At 51.8% G+C, this 18,107-nt stretch carries 12 protein-coding genes; 8 read left to right on the top strand and 4 right to left on the bottom strand.

From position 1 onward, the window contains the following. Window positions 1-19 precede the first annotated feature (19 nt). Window positions 20-175 carry a hypothetical protein gene (locus DZC79_RS21365; RefSeq protein WP_157977237.1) on the top strand — a complete coding sequence of 52 codons (156 nt, stop codon included), beginning with the start codon at window positions 20-22 and terminating at the stop codon, window positions 173-175. A 103-nt stretch (window positions 176-278) separates the two neighbouring features. Here DZC79_RS21365 and DZC79_RS17400 read toward each other — a convergent pair whose 3' ends face one another. Next, window positions 279-3,362, bottom strand: coding sequence for a DUF7619 domain-containing protein (locus DZC79_RS17400; protein WP_118952890.1), 3,084 nt, complete (start codon window positions 3,360-3,362; stop codon window positions 279-281). A 496-nt stretch (window positions 3,363-3,858) separates the two neighbouring features. Between DZC79_RS17400 and DZC79_RS17405 the strand changes: the two genes are divergently transcribed. From DZC79_RS17405 to DZC79_RS21960, 6 genes are all read left to right on the top strand, one after another. Continuing rightward, complete coding sequence (locus DZC79_RS17405) at window positions 3,859-5,568, top strand: glycoside hydrolase family 3 protein (protein WP_118952891.1); 1,710 nt, start codon at window positions 3,859-3,861, stop codon at window positions 5,566-5,568. Beyond that, on the top strand, window positions 5,569-7,002 hold the full coding sequence (locus tag DZC79_RS17410; RefSeq protein WP_118952892.1) for a serine hydrolase domain-containing protein: 1,434 nt from the start codon (window positions 5,569-5,571) through the stop codon (window positions 7,000-7,002). Next, window positions 6,992-8,227 carry a BaiN/RdsA family NAD(P)/FAD-dependent oxidoreductase gene (locus DZC79_RS17415; protein ID WP_118952893.1) on the top strand — a complete coding sequence of 412 codons (1,236 nt, stop codon included), beginning with the start codon at window positions 6,992-6,994 and terminating at the stop codon, window positions 8,225-8,227. The genes DZC79_RS17410 and DZC79_RS17415 overlap by 11 nt, the downstream gene beginning before the upstream one ends. A gap of 108 nt (window positions 8,228-8,335) precedes the next feature. Then, window positions 8,336-8,866, top strand: coding sequence for an RNA polymerase sigma factor (locus DZC79_RS17420; protein ID WP_118952894.1), 531 nt, complete (start codon window positions 8,336-8,338; stop codon window positions 8,864-8,866). A 41-nt stretch (window positions 8,867-8,907) separates the two neighbouring features. Continuing rightward, window positions 8,908-9,555: a hypothetical protein gene (locus DZC79_RS17425; protein ID WP_157977238.1), complete on the top strand. Its 648-nt coding sequence runs from the start codon at window positions 8,908-8,910 to the stop codon at window positions 9,553-9,555. Window positions 9,556-9,567: 12 nt separating this feature from the next. Then, window positions 9,568-10,725, top strand: a complete 1,158-nt coding sequence (locus DZC79_RS21960; RefSeq protein WP_118952896.1) for a hypothetical protein — start codon at window positions 9,568-9,570, stop codon at window positions 10,723-10,725. Window positions 10,726-10,839: 114 nt separating this feature from the next. Here DZC79_RS21960 and DZC79_RS17435 read toward each other — a convergent pair whose 3' ends face one another. From DZC79_RS17435 to ppk1, 3 genes are all read right to left on the bottom strand, one after another. After that, complete coding sequence (locus DZC79_RS17435) at window positions 10,840-12,672, bottom strand: T9SS type A sorting domain-containing protein (protein ID WP_157977239.1); 1,833 nt, start codon at window positions 12,670-12,672, stop codon at window positions 10,840-10,842. Window positions 12,673-12,883: 211 nt separating this feature from the next. Then, window positions 12,884-13,783, bottom strand: coding sequence for a Ppx/GppA phosphatase family protein (locus DZC79_RS17440; protein WP_118952898.1), 900 nt, complete (start codon window positions 13,781-13,783; stop codon window positions 12,884-12,886). A gap of 94 nt (window positions 13,784-13,877) precedes the next feature. Continuing rightward, window positions 13,878-15,956: a polyphosphate kinase 1 gene (gene ppk1, locus DZC79_RS17445; protein WP_118952899.1), complete on the bottom strand. Its 2,079-nt coding sequence runs from the start codon at window positions 15,954-15,956 to the stop codon at window positions 13,878-13,880. A gap of 599 nt (window positions 15,957-16,555) precedes the next feature. On the opposite strand from ppk1, the gene DZC79_RS17450 reads away from it, so the two are divergent. Next, window positions 16,556-18,004: a glycine--tRNA ligase gene (locus DZC79_RS17450; RefSeq protein WP_118952900.1), complete on the top strand. Its 1,449-nt coding sequence runs from the start codon at window positions 16,556-16,558 to the stop codon at window positions 18,002-18,004. The last annotated feature ends 103 nt before the right edge of the window (window positions 18,005-18,107 follow it).

An 18,107-nucleotide genomic window follows, 5' to 3' on the forward strand; every position in this document is an offset into this window, starting at 1 on the left:
TTCACTAAACATCAATTTTATGAAAAAGAAAAAAGAAGTCGCAAAGCTATCGCTGAAGAAACTGAAGCTCGGAAATTTAAGCAAGGGCCACCAGCGCCTGGCGGCCGGCGGCGGCGGAACCATCACCAGGATACTTTCGAGCTGCGGCCTGGCATGCGATCTTGATCCTGCTTAGCCAGGCATAGTGCGCTTACAGCACTTTTGCTTCAGCAAAACAAAAGAGAGACCAATGTACAATTGGTCTCTCTTTTATGCTTATTAAGATACAATTACGATGCTTATTTGATGATGACGAGCTTCTGCGCGCTTTTCCTGCCGGCAATCTCCAGGTTGACAAAGTATACACCTGCGCCAAGCGAAGCCGTATTCATGCTAATAAGCTGTTTGCCGGATTGCAAGTGCAGGGACCTGTTCAGCAATACTCTGCCGCTGACATCGGTAACGTTCAGGTGAGCTTCAGCATTAGCTGCTTTGTTTTCCACCAGGATGGTGCAGGAAGCCGTTGCCGGGTTGGGATAGAGTGCAAAGGAGAGACGATCCTTGCTGCCAGGATTCTCGATGCCGGTAGGCTTATAGAGCGTATTGAGCACCTGGTTGGTAATGACAGGTTCATTGTAATCAAAATAGATACCTGCTTTGTTCCATATCTGCGTACCCAAAGGCAGATTGGGTTTCTGCCTGATGGTATAAGTGAACATACCGTTGCTGCCGCTTTCATCATACATCTTAGCCGGCAGGTTGATATCGTCGAATGTATACTTCAGCACGCCTTGTTCGCTGATGGACACCTTAGCCTTATGTGAGCTGTATACCGGGCGCAGGGAAGACCAGTCCAGGCTGGGATCCAGCGTATCGATCACCACAACTTTCTGCGCTTTATAGGTACCCAGGTTCTGGAAATGGGTCATATATTCCAGTACAGAATCTTCCCGGGTGATATTACCCATCGGGCCTTCCCCTTTGGGGCTCACTTCCATAAAATTGGGATCAAAGGAGCTGACCACAGTAGCATTCAGCGCACTCACGTTATTCCAGGGCGTATAATCGTTCAGCCAGTTGCCGACAGGAGCGGCGTTCACAGCTGTATCGCGGAACAGTAATCCGGTCCCCATGGGAATATTGGTGGGTACATTGTAGCTGATATGGAACGCTTGCGCAGTACCGGGAGCCGGTACAGGCACCGTGTTGCCCGCAGTGCTGTGGTACTGGCCGCTTACCGGGGCAAAGATACCCGCGGGAGAAAAGCTTACTGCGCCCAACTGACCATCATTAAAATAAGTAGCCAGCACATTATTTTCTGTAGCCGTGCCATCATTGCTGATAATACATGTCTGCAGGTACGGATTTCCCGGCACAGCGCTGCTGTTCCAGGTGCTGATGTGAATGTCATGTAAGGGATTAATAGAATTGGCAAAGTTGAAGGTTTGCGTACAACCGGATGCCGCTGTAACGTTAACCGTAATGGCATTGTTCTGGCAGGCGGCCAGGGGATACATGGACTGTACAGACTCGGAGAGGGTGTAGGTTCCGGAAGGCAGCAGGAAGGTATATACGCCCGCAGCGTTGGTATAGGCATAGCCGAAGCCCGAGCAATGGACCTGGATATTAGGAATACCCGGCTCGCCCGCATCCTTAACACAGTTGTTGTTCAGGTCGTGGAAAATGGTACCGGTAACGGTACAATAGCAGGCGGTGCCGCTGCCATGCCCTACATAGGTAAAATTACTGGCCGGGCATCCGTTGGCATCGGTTACATCAAGGGTATAATTGCCCTCGCTAAGCCCTGTGATCGTAGCGCCGGTCTGCCCGTTGCTCCAATTATAAGTATAGGGAGTAGTACCACCCCATACGGAAGCAGTGACGCTGCCATCGGTGGCATACAGACAGGAAGTCGGCACACTGGATAAACCTATCCCGACCGGCGATGAGGTTTGTACAGACCTGGACCTGGAAACAGTGCAGCCTGCAGCATCCGTAACAGTCACCGTGTAGCTTCCGGCAGCCAGGCCGGTAAGGTTCTGACTGGTTGCGCCATTGCTCCACAGATAGGTATACGGGCTGGTGCCGCCCGAAGCGGTAAGATTAATGGTACCATTGGCCGACAAGCAGGTTGCAGCGCTACCGGACAACGTCGCTGTGATGATATTGACCGGTGGCACATGGGCGGTGCCGGTACGGATACAGCCATTGGCATCGGTTACGGTAAATCCGTAATCGCCGGGCGCCAGGTTGCTGGCGGTAAGGCCCGACTGGGCGGGGAAAGTATTCCAGGATACGGTATAAGGCGCCTGCCCGCCGGATACGCTCAGGGTGGCAGAACCATTGGCTACCGTGCAGGAGCTGGCGTTTGCCGTGTAGGTGACATTTACGGGCGTGGTTACCGCAATATAAGCATAGCCGGTACCGGTACAACCGTTGGCATCGGTTACGGTCACGTTATAATTGCCGGGAGGTAAGCCGGTTTGGTTCTGAGTGGTTCCGCCATTGCTGTACAAATAGCTATAGGGAGGCATGCCGCCTGATCCGAAAGACATGATCGCACCGTTATTCTGCAAACAGGTCGCCGGAGTAACGGTAGTATTGGCATTGATCGTAACCGATTGGGTGACCTGCTTGTACTGCTGCCGTGAACAACCATTCGCATCAGTCACCGTAACATTATAAAATCCCTGGCTCAGGCCGGTGATCGCCGGTGTAGTGGCTCCGTTTGACCAGAGATAGCTATATGGCGGTGTTCCGCTCCCTGTAATACCGGTTACGGTTGCAGTACCATTGGTACAGCTGGCCGTCGTCGCGTTGACCGTATAGTTGAAAGGCGCTTCGGAATATACGAAAATAGAATCCCTCAAGGTGAAGGCGCAGCCATTGGCATCTGTAACCTTTACCTCGTACTGGCCACCCGGCAGGCTGGCCGGGTTGGCCGTGCTCACAACCGCGCTGCTGCCGGAAAGCATCCAGGCATAGGTAAAAGGCGCTGTGCCGCCGGCCACCGATACGGTTGCCGAACCCGGCGCCGGGCAAATACTGTTGACTACGTTGACGGAAAGATTGAACGGTGGGGCGCCGGGAAAATAAGCATCGGCAGTTGCACCGTTGGCGTCCTGGACCAGGAGGCTGAATGCCTCTCCTGCATAGCCGTTCAATACATCAGACGATCCACTCACGTTGCTGTGTACAACAGGCGTTCCGCCTAAGATATTCCAGGAAACAAGCAGTGGCGGAACCAGGCCGGAAAAGTTGGCGGTAACAACGCCGTTGGCATTACAAGGAGCCTGGGTCAGTACAAGGTTTACAGATTGTGCCTGCACCAACCCACATACGGTCAGCAGACCTGTCAGGAGGAAGAGAAATTTGAATTTCATAGCTCTGAGTTTTTAGGATAAATGTTCAGTTATTGGGAAAGACAGCAAAACAAACAATAAGGATAGTGCTAATAATAATATTATTTTATTCTGTTTTAAAATTAAATACATTTAAAAAAATAGGCGCCCGTGCACCCGGGCGCCTATAGCTTTTCTTTTCATCGTCATCCGTGCTTATCGAATAACTCCTGCCTTGTGTTCTTAGAAGTGTAGCAAGCGGGCATTTTAGTCCTGCTGACTTCATAACTTTTCAATACATTTAAAAAAAGCGATCAAAGACAATTGATCTTGGACTCAATTGTGCTTAAGACACAGGCAAGCCACCCAAACCCTTACCCGGGCGAGAAATATTTTCTTGTTCCCTAAACCTGCAAAGCGAACATTAACGCAGTTTTGTATCTTTCAACCAATGATACAGATAAAAATATCGTCATACACGTATACATTTGTATGTTATTGACCGTACCTGCTGACTACAAAAAAAACCATACCGATAATGAAGTACCGTTTACAAGCACTTTGCCTTCTCCTGTTGGCTGGCGCCACTACAACCCACGCGCAACGTTTCCAGTTCAAAGGCCGTTGGATCGACAGCATCTATCATTCCATGAGCGAGACCGAACGTATCGGGCAGCTGTTTATGGTTGCCGCTTACAGCGGTGGTGAAAAGGCCAACCAGGACAAGATCGAGCAATTGGTGAAAAACGGGCAGGTCGGCGGCCTTATCTTTATGCAGGGCAATGGTGAAGCCCAGGCCAGAATGACCAACCGTATGCAGCGGCTAAGCCCTGTTCCGCTGCTCATTGGTATGGATGCCGAATGGGGGTTGGGCATGCGGCTGACAGGCGTCAGGAACATGCCCAAACAGATGATGATCGGCGCCACCCGCGACACAACCCTTATGTATGCTATGGGTAGCGCTATAGCTGATCAATGCCACCGGCTGGGCGTACATATAGACTTTGCACCGGTAGTCGATGTCAACAACAATCCTAAAAACCCGGTGATCAATTTCCGCTCCTTCGGCGAGGACAAGGAATGGGTGTCGCGCCTGGGTATTGCCTACATGAAAGGCCTGCAGGATAAAGGCATAATGGCCTGCGCCAAGCATTTTCCCGGCCATGGCGATGTCGCCGTGGATTCGCACCTGGACCTGCCCATGATCAAAAAGAGCAGGGAGGAGCTGGAGGCGCTGGAATTTTATCCCTTTAAACAGCTGATCAACGCCGGTGTACAAAGCGTTATGATCGCCCACCTGAGCGTGCCGGCGCTGGACGACAGCAAGAACCTGCCTTCTACCCTATCGCCTAAAGTGATATCGGGTGTGCTGCGCAAGGACCTGCATTTCCAGGGACTGATCTTTACCGATGCTCTGGACATGAAAGGCCTGACCAAATATTATCCCGATGGAGAGACAGACCTGAGGGCTTTCCTGGCCGGCAACGATGTGCTGCTCTTTTCCCAGAATGTCCCCCTTGCCATAAGCAAGATCCAATGGGCGCTGCGCACCGGTAAGGTTACAGAAAGCGAGCTGGAGCGCCGCGTCAAAAAAATACTGGAAGCCAAATATGACGCAGGACTTTACCAGTTCAGCCCCATTAAGGAAAACAATGTAACCGCCGACCTCAATAAAAGCACCGATGAGCTGAAGGAGAAGATCGCCCGCGCCGCCGTAACCCTTGTCCGTGACCAGTCGGCGCTATTGTCCCGGATCAGCAAAGGTGCGAAAGTAAGCTATCTCAATGTGAATGGTACCGGGAGTACCTACCTCTTCAACGCGCTGAAGAAGAAGTATCCTGCATTGGAGCCCAATAACCTGCCGAAGAAGAGCAACGCCGCCCAGGTTAAAGCCATGATCGCGAAGCTGAGGGATACCGGCGTGGTGATCGTCGGCATACACGAGCTGGCGCTTTATCCCGGCAAAGACGGCTACTACGGCCTCGATGCGGTACAAATTTCCGCCCTGCAGCAACTTTCTCAAAAGAAAAATGTGATCTTCGCAATATTGGGCAACGCTTACATGATGAAGAACATCTGCAGCGCCAAAAGTGTGCTGATCGGCTACGAGGACGACAACTATACGGAAGAAGCCGTGTTTGAAGTGCTGACCGGCAAGCTGAAAGCCAAAGGTAGTCTCCCGGTAAAGCCCTGCGCAGCAAAAGCAGCAGCACGCCCTAATGCAAATCCAGAAAATCCGAAACCTTAGATGCAACGTATCCTTTTTTACCTGCTGGCTTGCTGCCTGCTGCTCAATGCTCCCGAAGCGCAGGCGCAAAAAAGAAAAAGCAGATCTGCGCACAGCAAAACATCTAAAACAGCCGTAAAGAAAAAAGGACGCGCGGCGGGCAGAAAGAAAGGTAAGGCTGCGGCAGCAGCCCCCCTGCCCCCATTGAAAAATACAGGCGACTTCGATGCCGTGTACAGCCTGCATGGCAAGGGCGACGCTTCAGCTGCGGTTACCAATTCTGCTGCGCTGCAAAGCCTGGATGCCTTTATCCGCGCCTGCATCAGCCAGGGCGCTTTCCCCGGCTGCCAGATCATGGCAGTTAAAGACGGGGAGATCATTTACCAGAAAAATTTCGGCTACCTCACCTACGACCGCAGCCAGCCGGTCACCGATACGACATTGTACGACATTGCTTCGGTAACCAAAGTTGCTGCCACCACCCTCGCCATCATGAAGCTGTATGAAGAAGGTAAGATCAACCTCAATACCTATCTTAAAAGCTATCTTCCTTTTACCAACGGAACGGATAAAGCGTACCTCACCATAAAGGACCTGCTGCTGCACCAGGCCGGCCTCAAGGCCTTTATCCCCTTCTATAAAGAAACCGTGGATAAGCTTACCGGCAGCCCCAGGAGCGATTTGTACAGCAAGGCAGCAGAAAAGCAATTTACCGTACCGGTTGCCGCCAACTTTTACATGCTCAGCAGCTACAGGGATACCATATGGGAAGAGATACTGAACAGCAACCTCGACAACCGCGGCCGCTACGTATACAGCGACCTGGACTTTTACTTCCTGGAAAAAGTAGCGGAGGCCGTTAGCGGGCAACCCATAGACCAATATGTCTACGAAAACTTCTATCGCCCTCTTGGGCTGAAGTATACCATGTATAACCCATGGAAAAAGGGCCTGAAGCGGCAATGCGCACCTACCGAGAACGACCAGTATTTCCGCTTCCAGCTGGTGCAGGGCTACGTTCACGATCCCGGTACCGCTATGCTCGGCGGTGTGGCCGGTCATGCAGGCGTCTTCTCCAACGTGCGCGAGCTGGCGGTCATCCTCCAGATGCTGATCAACGGCGGTGAATACAAGGGTAAGCGTTACCTGAAAAAAGAAACCCTGCAGACCTTCACCGGCTTCCGCAGCAGCATAAGTCGCAGGGCCTACGGCTTCGATAAACCGGAGAAAGGGCGGGACGATGGCGGACCGGCTTCCGACCTTTGCAGCAAGACGACATTCGGCCATCAGGGCTTCACGGGCACCTGTGCCTGGGCCGACCCTGAAAATGGCATCACTTTTATTTTTCTCTCCAACCGTGTATATCCCTCCGCCGACAATGGGCTGATCAATAGCCTGAAGGTGCGGTTTAAAGCGCAAACCTATATTTACGAGGCCCTGGGCTATGGCAGATAAGACAGGCAAGACCCTGGTGGTGATCGGTGGCGGCGCAGCCGGGTTCTTTTGCGCCATCAATGCGGCAGCGATGAACCGGCAGCTGAAGGTGATCCTGCTGGAAAAGTCGGACAAGCTCCTCAGTAAGGTAAAAATCAGCGGCGGCGGACGCTGCAATGTGACGCATGCCTGCTTCAGCATCAGCGAGATGGCGCGCAAATATCCTCGTGGGGAAAAGTTCGTCAGGAAAACCTTCCATACCTTTTTCACACAGGATACCATTGATTGGTTTGCGGCCCGCGGAGTACCACTGAAAGCAGAAGCTGACGGCCGTATGTTTCCGGTAACCGATTCCTCGCAAACCATTATCGATTGCCTGCTCCAGCAGGCTTCCCGGTATGCTATCGACATCCGCCTCCGCGCTGAGGTCAAAGCCCTGGAAAGCCATAACGGAGGCTTTCACCTGGAGCTATCCGGCGGCAGACAATTGCAGGCCGACTATGTAACCGTCGCCTGCGGTGGCTATCCGAAGGCCGCTATGTTTGCCTGGCTGGAAGCGCTCGGGCATAGCATCGCAGAGCCGGTACCTTCCCTGTTTACTTTCAATATCCCGCAGCATCCGATTGTATCGCTGATGGGCATCAGCGTGCCGGAGGCACAGGTTAAGATCAACGGCAGCAAACTGAAGGAGCATGGGCCGGTGCTCATTACCCACTGGGGACTCAGCGGTCCGGCTGTCCTGCGCCTGAGCGCCTGGGGCGCCCGTGAGCTGCAGCAAAAAGCCTGGCACTTCGACATACAGGTCAGCTGGCTGCCCAACTTCAACGAAGAAACGCTGAGAGCAGATACCAGCCAACGACGGCAAAGCCTGGGTGCACAGCAGGTACAGCACCGCAACCCATACGGGCTGCCTTCCCGCCTCTGGGAGTTCCTGGTAGCGCAATCGGAGGTGCCGGCAGGATGCCGCTGGGGCGAGCTGCCCTCCAAAGCCCAGAACCTTTTGATCCGCAACCTTTGTGCCTATCCGCTACAGGTAAAGGGTAAAACCACTTATAAAGAAGAATTTGTAACGGCGGGTGGTATCCAGCTCAATGAAGTGGAGGCGGCTACCCTCATGAGCAAAAAGGTACCGAACCTGTTCTTTGCCGGCGAAATACTCGACATAGACGGGATCACGGGCGGCTTCAACTTCCAGAATGCCTGGACTACCGGCTACATCGCCGCACAAAGCATCGCCCGGCTATAATTTTTTTGACACAGGCAACCTCCCTTCACCCAACCGCATTTATATACCAGCATCACAGATGAAGAAACCCGATAATCGTCCGGAAATATATCGTAGCAACATCCTGTCATGACCGAAGTGCAACTGATTGAGGGCTGCAAAAGAGAAGAATCTTTTGCGCAACGGCTTTTGTACGACCGGTATGTTGACGGTATGTACCTGCTTTGCCTGCGCTATATCCCCGGAACGGCCGATGCGGAAGAGGTGCTGTCTGATGCCTTTTTCAAATGCTTCAAAAACCTGCACCAGTTTCAATATGCCGGGGAAGGCAGCATGCGGGCCTGGCTCAGCAAGATCGTCGTTAATGAATGCCTGATGTTCCTGCGCCGGAAAAAACAGCTGATCATCTCCATCGACGAAAAGCCCGACCTGCCGGTAAGCGATACTGCAGAGACAGCATTGGACAAAATGCAGGCCGGGGAGGTGCTGAAATATATCCGCGAACTACCCGCCGGCTACCGGACCGTATTGAACCTGTTTGTATTTGAGGATATGGGACATAAAGAGATCGCAGCGCTGCTGCAGATATCGGAAAACACCTCTAAATCGCAGCTGTTCAAAGCCCGCGCTTTACTGAAACAAAAAATGGGAAGGAACTAACAAAGCAGGTAGCAAGCTTATCTGCAAAAACAAAGCTGACAATGGACAACTCATTTGACCGTTTGCTGAAAGAGAAACTGGCTGATCAAAGCCCGGAAGCTTTGGGATTCCGGCCCGACAGGGAAAAGCTATGGCAACAGATGGAAGCCAAAAAGAAACGGCAGACCCGGCTCATACCCTTATGGCTGAGCCATACAGCCGCAGTAGCCGCCGGCCTGCTGATCGCTTTTTTCTTCCTGCCGCATAAAGGCAATAACACAAAAGAAAGTGCACCCGCAGTTGCCGGCCGACAGACGGTTATCAGAACAGATACCGTATTTGTGCTGCAAGCGGCAACGGCCACAGGTCCTGGCATGCCTACGACTACGATACCGCAACACCACAACCGGGCTGCTGCCGCGGCGCCGATAATAACGTCCAAGCCGGAAGCTCCGACGGCAAATATTCCCGTACCGGAAGCTAAGGAAGAAAAGCTGGAAGCACCCATAGAAGCGCCGGTAGTGGCCGCTGCACCGCCCCAGACGCCCAGGGTGCTGCACCTGGCCGATATGGATAATGAGAATGCGGCGACGCCTCAACAGAAAAAAGAATTGGGTGGATTTCTTCCGGCCAACCTGACCTTACCGGACGGCAGGGAAAACGCATTATCCTCAACAGCTGTGCAGCTCTTTACCAAAAGCAAAAATTAGTTCCCTTTATTCATGAAAAAAGTATTGATGTCCATGTACCTGCTCCTGTTGCTGAACCAGGAAGGCAGCGCCCAGCTTGCAGGAGATGTTTCCATAGCCACAGCGCCGCTGGACAAACCACCGCCGGCGCAAATGTTTCAGCTTACCGCCGAACAATACAACAATCACTTTGATTTCCGGCTGCCTAATGACGGCAGGCTTTTGGTCGACTTTCTCCGCCTCAGCGACTGGGGTGAAAAGAACCGGCTGAAAGAAATTACCGACATTGCTGCAGCACAAGCCAGGTTTCTGAAGGATTCTTTCAGCAGCGCCTATTCCACCAAGCTGCTGGAAGTAAACATACCTATCGACGGCGCCATCATTGCATTCAACTATGGAGAGGATCTTGGCGGCAAAAAGCAAATGGCTTACAAGGAGGGGAATTACTACCAGCTGAAAACAAGCTTCGATACCATCAGGGTAGTGAAGAATGTAAGGATCAGGGAGAAGCCCCTGGTCGATTCGGGGCTGGTCCAGGTGCAATATACGTTCATACTGAAAGACCTCAGCGACATCATCGCACTATCGGAAGATCCGAATGTGATGGACCGTATCGGCAGCCTGGCCGACCAGGAGATCAATAAGCAAAGGAAACGTTGGCCCCGCCAGGATGCCAGCCACCATACGTTTATGCTTGCCTACGATCCGGAGGCTAAAGTGCCTATGACCTCCTCAAACGACGACGGCGCGGCCTTGAGCTTTATCGGGAAACGCATCCGCATCTTCCTGGGCCTGGGTGCAACAGTATATACAGGCAACGCGATCTCCCCTTTCCTCGACGAATCCCTGGTCTATATGCTGCCTTCCCGTTCCAAGATGCAACGCTTTGTCGGCTTCAACTTTACCGGCTTCGGCTTCTTCAACGGCGATGCCGAGAAGAAAGGCTATGTCAGCTATAACCTGGAGTACGGGCTCTGCAAGCAAAAACCCTATGGTTTCATACAACAAAAGACGTCCGTGGTATTAGGTGTGATGCTGGCTAATTACAAGGATCACAATAAAGCCATATTCAACATGGCCTTCAATTTCGGCTTCAATTCCTTTTTATCTTCCGGTTTCGGCGTTGCTTCCGATTTTAAAAAAGACAGTAAGGATGCGCTGATCTATATCAACTTTAAGTTCAACCTGTAGGCGTTTCGTTATTGTCCTGATGTTAAGAGCGGCCGGGAAGTCTGGCTTCCCGGCCGCTCTTGTATTATCCCCTTGCTTCGATTACCTACTATAGGGCATTGCTGCGGCACAGGGCTATCGTATCATCAGCTTCTGCTGTACCTTTACGCCCTTTTCGTTGCCCAGCTGCAGGAAATATATACCGGCAGGAGCAGCTGGCAAAGCGATGTGTTGCTGCTCCTTCTCACTGCGCAGGCTGCCTTGTGCCAGCTGCTTACCATTAAGATCGAACAAGCTATACCGGCTTGCTTTCCAACTGTTCTGTAACCAGACGCCATCACCCGTAACCGGGTTAGGTGCTACCGAAAAGGCATATTGTACCGGATCGGCAGGAATACCTGAGCTCGGATTTAAAACCCTCCTGCCAATGCCATTCACCGGTGAACCGAAGAAGCCTGACCGGAAATGACCACCCACGATCAATTCTCCTTTGAACCATATCATCTTGTTCACAGCGCTGTCCAGCCAGAAGAAACGCTTACTTTGAGGTGATGGCGCCGGGGTAATATCGGTAACATTCCGGGCCTGGACACCCATCATCTCGCTGCCGATGAACTGCCCGCCCGTCAGCAGGTAATCGCCATCGGCAACCAGTGTATGCATGCTCAGCTTATCCCACAACGCGATGTAAGAAAAGGTGGAAGGGTCATACAGAGAGCGCCATTGGTTACCTTCCAGCTTCAGGAAAATGTCCGGCGTTCCACCCGCTTCAACCTGCTCTCCTACCGCATACAGCGCGCCTTTAAACAGCTCGAAATCCAGTATGGTATTCCTGACAGGTTGATCGAAAGGCTGAAAACCATTGTCCGGGCTCCAGGCGATCACATTCTGTGCCGTACCCTGGTATCGAAAGCTACCGCCCAACACCAGCCGGTCTTCCGTCACTTCCATTGTTCTTATCCTGCCGCTGAGGCCCGGTACGGCTATCCAGCCCATACCATTCCAATAAGCGAGGTTGGCTGCATCGGAACCGGCGCAAAGAGCGAAGGCGCCGGCAGCATATACTTTCCCCTTAAACACAGCGAGCTCTTCGACGGTACCATCGAGGCAGCCAGCCAGGTGCCAGCTGTCGTTTTCCCAGTAAGCAATGTTCCTGGCCATTAAGGTCCCGGCCATCGTAAATTGTCCCCCCAGAAATATCTTTCCATCGTGGGCAGCAATGGCATTGACCGCGCCATTCGTCCCTCCGGCCATATCGTGCCAGATATAGCTGCCGGAGGTTTCACGGGTTACATAAGCAATATTGCGGCTGTTGATGCTGCTGTCGACCTGGTCAAAGGCGCCACCTACGTACAGCCTGTCGCCATCCGGAGCGGCGAACAACTCATTAACCGTTCCGTTTACCCCTTTGCCCAATGCCTTTACCTGGTGCTCTGGCGGGTAACCTGGCTGTATCCAGGCGAGCTCTTCTTTGGTAAAGCCGTGATCCTGCGCCCAGAGATCCAGCTCAGGATACTGCATCTGCATCACGTAAGCCAGGTTGGTCTGGGCGGCGATCTTCCGCGATACCGCTTCGTATCCCGAGGCTTTCAGCAGGTAGCCCACAGCGCAGAAATTATCCCGCGCATCAATGAAGATCGGTGTACGGGACGCATATCGGTCATTGACCGGGAAACGGCCTTCATTCCAGTAGGCATACAAGTCGTCAAGCGACCGGCGGCGGCGCTCCTTCTGGCTGGGGCTCAAAGTCTTCACATCGCGCTGCCGCAGCATTTTTTCCACCAGCGCCAGGTGCAAGCGTATCCATTCTTTTTCCGGGAGCTGCCAATAAACCGGCAGGGGTTGCGTTGTCGCTTCGGGCTGTCGCGCCCAGCAGGCATTTACCTCCTTCAGCTTGTCGAAGGTGCGATCATGAGCGCTGCAGCACAGGACGAGGCTGCAGGCTAACAGCGTAAATAAGCTTTTCATAGCAATAGCATTTATATTAGTATAGACGCCGTTGCCCCCCCGTTTCTTAGGAAAAGGGGGGTAATTTAAAGGATCAGGCAAAATTTCTCCGGTGAGTACAAAGAAAATACACGACGCCTCCTGCGAGGAAAGCATCGGCTGTATAGGCTAAAGATAGCCACCGGCAGACCTTGGGAGGAAAGCCGCGCTGCTCATTTTATGCGGAACAAAATTAAGATAACAAGGAATGATCGCTGACGCGTTCGCGGTACAGCACTTTGATGAGACCGTCGGCCAGGCCGATCTTGGGCACGAAGATCTCGTCGGCGCCAGCCCAGCGCATAACGGAGGTATAGATCTGCAAGGCCGGTACGATCACGTCGGCGCGGTCGCGGCGCAGGTTATAGATATGCATGCGCTCTTCGAGCGTGCAGCTGCTCAGCTCCTTGAAATAGTCTTTCAGCAGCTCAAGGTTCAGGGGCCTTCCTTCCTTCCGCTTGGAGATCGAAAATACCTTGTTGATATTGCCGCCCGAGCCGATAGCGATTACGGGCTGAAGATTGCGGGTATGGGTCTTCACAAACCACTTCATATGCTCCCACTGGGCTTCGGTAACTTTTTCGCTTAATAAACGAATGGTGCCGATATTAAAGGATTCCTTGAAAACAATATGGTTATCGGCAAACATGGTCAGCTCGGTGCTGCCACCGCCTACGTCGATGTACAAATAGCTTTGTCCCGAGTTAAGGTTTTCGGCGATATGGGTCTCATAGATCACGTTCGCTTCTTCGCTACCGCTGATGATATTGATATCGATGCCGGTAAGCTGACGTACCTGCTCCACGATAGCCGCTCCGTTGCGGGCATCGCGCATCGCCGACGTTGCACAGGCCCTCACCGCCTCGACCTTATAGATCTTCATCAGCAGCTGGTAGGTCTTCATGGTATCGATCAGCTGCGTGACCTTATCTTCAGGGATCACACCATTATCAAATACGCTGAAACCCAGGCGCAGCGGTATACGCAGCAGGTTCAGCTTGGTATAATCTACAGTACCGTCCTTATAGGTGGTCACCTCTGTAATAAGCAGGCGGGCAGCGTTGGAACCAATATCGATAGCAGCTAAGATCAATCTCGAACAGTTTAAGCGTGATAATACATTCTTTTACGACCAATAAAGTTCAGACAAAATAGCGAGTTGACAAAGCCTGTGACCGCCACAGGCGCTATATCGCTATCGTCTTCTTGAACAGGTAATCGTAGATTTCAATCTGGGAACGGACATCGGCGTCGCCTTCCGCCGGCTCAACATATTCGTTTCGCTGCTGGTTATCCAGTATACGGCCCTTTACATTCTCGGCCAGCTGTATATTGAGGATATCGATCAGCTCCTGGCTGATCTCCTTATCGAAGATGGGACAAGCCGCTTCCACGCGATGGTCCAGGTTGCGCACCATCCAGTCGGCAGAGGAAATAAAGACTTTAGGCTTGCCTTCATTGTGAAAGACGAATACACGGGCATGCTCCAGGTACTCATCGATAATGCTGATGGCAAATATCGGCCGGGCAAAAGCTTTTTGTTTGGTGAGCACACAGCAGATACCTCTCACGATCAGGTTGACCTTAACACCTGCTGTCGCCGCTTCATACAGCTTCCCGATCAGCTGAGCATCGACAAGGCTGTTGAGCTTAATGATCATCGAAGCTTCTTTCCCGGCTTTAGCCGCTTTGATCTCTTTATCGATAAGCGGGAACCAGAAGGTACGCATGTTGACCGGCGCCACCGCCAGCGTTTTAATGGCTTTCAGCTGCGCGATCTTGTGCAACGGATCTTCCAGGTAGTTGAAGATACGGTTGATGTCAAGCATTATTTTACGATCGGCCGTCAGCAGGCAATGATCGCCATAGTACTGAGCCGAGCCTTCGTTAAAATTACCGGTGCTGATGAAGCCATACTCTTTGGTATGTTCAAACTCGCGTTTCTTGATCACGCAAAGCTTGGCATGCACTTTCTGATCGGGTAACCCCAGGATCACCTTGACGCCTTCGTCTTCCAGGCGGGCCTTCCATTTAAGGTTGGCTTCTTCGTCGAAACGGGCCCTCAGCTCCACTACAGCCGTTACATCCTTTCCGTTGCGTACTGCGTTCACAAGGGCATTCACGATCTTCGAATCCTTGGCCAGACGGTAGCACGTGATCTTGATGCTTTGCACGAAGGGATCGATCGCCGCCTCGCGCAGCAGATCGATGATGGAATCGAAAGAATGATAAGGAAAGTTCAGCATCACATCCTTATGGTTCAGCACGTCCATGATACGGCAGGGCTGGATCAGCAAAGGATGCACGAAAGGCTTCTGGCGCGGATCGAAATCACGGAACACAGAAGCCGGGAAATTCATAAAGTCTTTAAAGTTGTGGATGCGCCCTCCGGGAATGAGGTTGTCTTTCTTGGCCAGGTTTAACCGCTTGGTGAGGTAGGCCAGCAGCCCCGGATCGATATTACGGTCGTAAACGAAACGTGTGGCGCGTCCTTTCTTCCGGTCCTTGATTCCCTTTTCCAGCTCCTGGATCAGGTTCTTGTTCACATCGTAGTCCAGCTCGAACTCGGCGTCGCGCGTTACTTTGATGATATAGCTGAGGAAACGGTTGAAACCGAATGCCGCAAAGAGGTTGGGAAGGTTCCAGCGGATAATATCTTCCAGCAGGATAATGTCCTTAGTATCTTTCTCCGAGGGCAGCAGCACAAAACGCGGCAGGTTGGACAAGGGTATTTCGATCAGGGCGTACCGCTGCATCATCGGGTTCTCATTGCTGCCCAGTACGCAGGCCAGGTAGATGGCATTGTCCTGCAGGAAGGGCGCCTGCGGCATACTTTCGATCATCAGCGGTACGATCTGCGTGCGTATCTTTTCATCGAAGTAGGACTTGATGTAATGTTCCTGCTTGCTGCTCAGCTGCTTTTCATTCTTGATAAAAATATTGCTCTTGGCCAGCTCCCGTATGATACCGGCATAGGTGCGGTCGAAATCGGCGCTTTGCAGCAGCACTTTTTCCTGTATGGCCTGGAGTATCTTGTCGGGGTTCTGTTCCAGGTGCATTTTGGCCGATTTGCCCATACGTACCATACGGCTGAGGGCAGCCACCCGTACCCTGAAAAATTCGTCCTGGTTATTGGAAAAAATACCGAGGAAACGTAGCCGGTCATAGATATGGACCGAAGGATCCTTGGCTTCCTGCATTACCCTGTCGTTAAAAGCCAGCCAGCTCAGGTCCCGGATGATCGGTGCGTCCTTTTTCTTTTTCATGCAATTCGTTTTGAACAGCAACCGGCTGCATATTTTATCGCCGGCGCAATGCCGGCAAATATATTTTATTGTGGGTCAGCCCGATATTAAGTTTTTGTAACTAAGCAAGTTTAAGGAATAAAAACGTTATCTTTTGTTTTCCCGGCTAAAATTTATGCCAAAACAAAACCGGCATCCCCAGGAGGGATAAACCGGTTCGCTCTAACAAATCACAGAAACATTGATTCTTTTGAAACAGGATAACCGCGTGAAGCAGAAAGCCAACATCAAAAGTGCGCTAAATAACAGGTACCTGGAAATAAAAAGTCACAATACAGGCATTGTTCCTCGCTATGTTTCTCCCCTGTAAAAAGCTGTTAGCATCGACTGCAGTCCTGTCATTTCAAAGGCACTTTGAGCACTAACTGGCTGAAAACTAAAATATAACCTTCAATTTATGATTTTTATGTTTTTCTTTAAAGATGATTTCTTGTGGCCCGATATAGCCGTATATTTGCAACCAATTTTAAAAAGCGTACAGGCAGCAAATGCCGGACCGGAATGAAGAACAACCCGGCACATTTACCAGGATCATTTGCAGCTGATCTCATTATTCATTTATGGCAAACGAGAACAAATTACAGGCAATTATCGCACATGCAAAGGAATACGGCTTCGTGTTCCCTTCCAGTGAAATATATGATGGCATGGGCGCCGTATACGATTACGGTCAATGGGGCGCAGAGCTGAAGCGCAACGTGCGCGACTACTGGTGGCGCTGGATGACCCAGATGAACGAGCAGAATATCGTGGGTATCGATGCCGCTATCTTCATGCATCCGACCACATGGAAAGCGAGCGGTCACGTCGACAACTTCAGCGACCCGATGATCGACAACAAGGACAGCAAGAAACGCTACCGGGTAGATCACCTGATCGAGGGCTTTGCCGAGACCCTGCCGCAGGAGCAAAGCGAGGCGCTGCTGGCGGAAATGGATAAGCTGATCGCAGCCGATGATTTCGCCGGACTCAAAACCCTGATCGAAAACAACAAGATCAAATGCGCCGTAAGCGGCACCAGCAACTGGACCGATGTGCGCCAGTTCAACCTCATGTTCTCTACCGAAGTCGGTTCTGTAGCCGAAGAAGCCAATACCATTTACCTGCGTCCCGAAACCGCGCAGGGCATTTTCGTCAACTTCCTGAACGTGCAGAAAAGCGGCCGTATGAAGATACCTTTCGGTATTGCGCAGGTGGGTAAGGCCTTCCGCAACGAGATCGTGGCCCGCGGCTTCATCTTCCGTATGCGCGAATTCGAGCAGATGGAAATGCAGTTCTTCGTACGTCCCGGCACACAAAAGCAATGGTATGAATACTGGAAAGAAAAGCGCATGGAATGGCATATGACCCTGGGCATACCGGCTGACCGCTACCGTTTTCACGATCATGTAAAGCTTGCACACTATGCCGATGCCGCCTGCGATATCGAGTACAATTTCCCCATGGGCTTCAAAGAGCTTGAAGGTATCCACAGCCGTACCGACTTCGATCTGAAAAACCACCAGGAATACAGCAAAAAGAAAATGCAGTATTTCGATGCCGACCTCGATGAGAACGGCAAGGCCTATGGCAACTATATCCCCTATGTGATCGAGACTTCTATCGGCCTCGACCGTACGATATTGATGCTGATGAGCGAAGCCTACGAAGAGCAGGACCTGAGCACAGAGGAAAAGCAGGACAGCCGCGTGGTGATGAAGTTTATCCCCAGGCTGGCGCCGATCAAGCTGGCCGTATTGCCGCTGACCAAGAAGGACGGTCTTCCGGAAATCGCGAATACACTGATGCAGGAATGCAAGCAGCACTTCAAATGTTTCTTCGAGGAAAAGGACACGATCGGTAAACGCTACCGTCGTATGGATGCGATCGGTACGCCCTTCTGCGTGACCATCGATCACCAGACCAAAGAAGACAATACGGTTACCATCCGCTACCGCGACAGCATGGAGCAGGAAAGGGTGCCCATGAGCGAAGTGAAGAACATCGTGATGAAAGCCATCAATGAATAATACCTGCAATAAATCTTACGTAAACACCCGGCCGCATGGCCGGGTGTTTACGTAAGCGCTTCCAAGATCCTACAGAATTCTCTTTATCTTAGCACTGACGTTT

Origin of the sequence: Taibaiella helva, assembly GCF_003545695.1 — a bacterium.
GTDB lineage: Bacteria > Bacteroidota > Bacteroidia > Chitinophagales > Chitinophagaceae > Taibaiella > Taibaiella helva.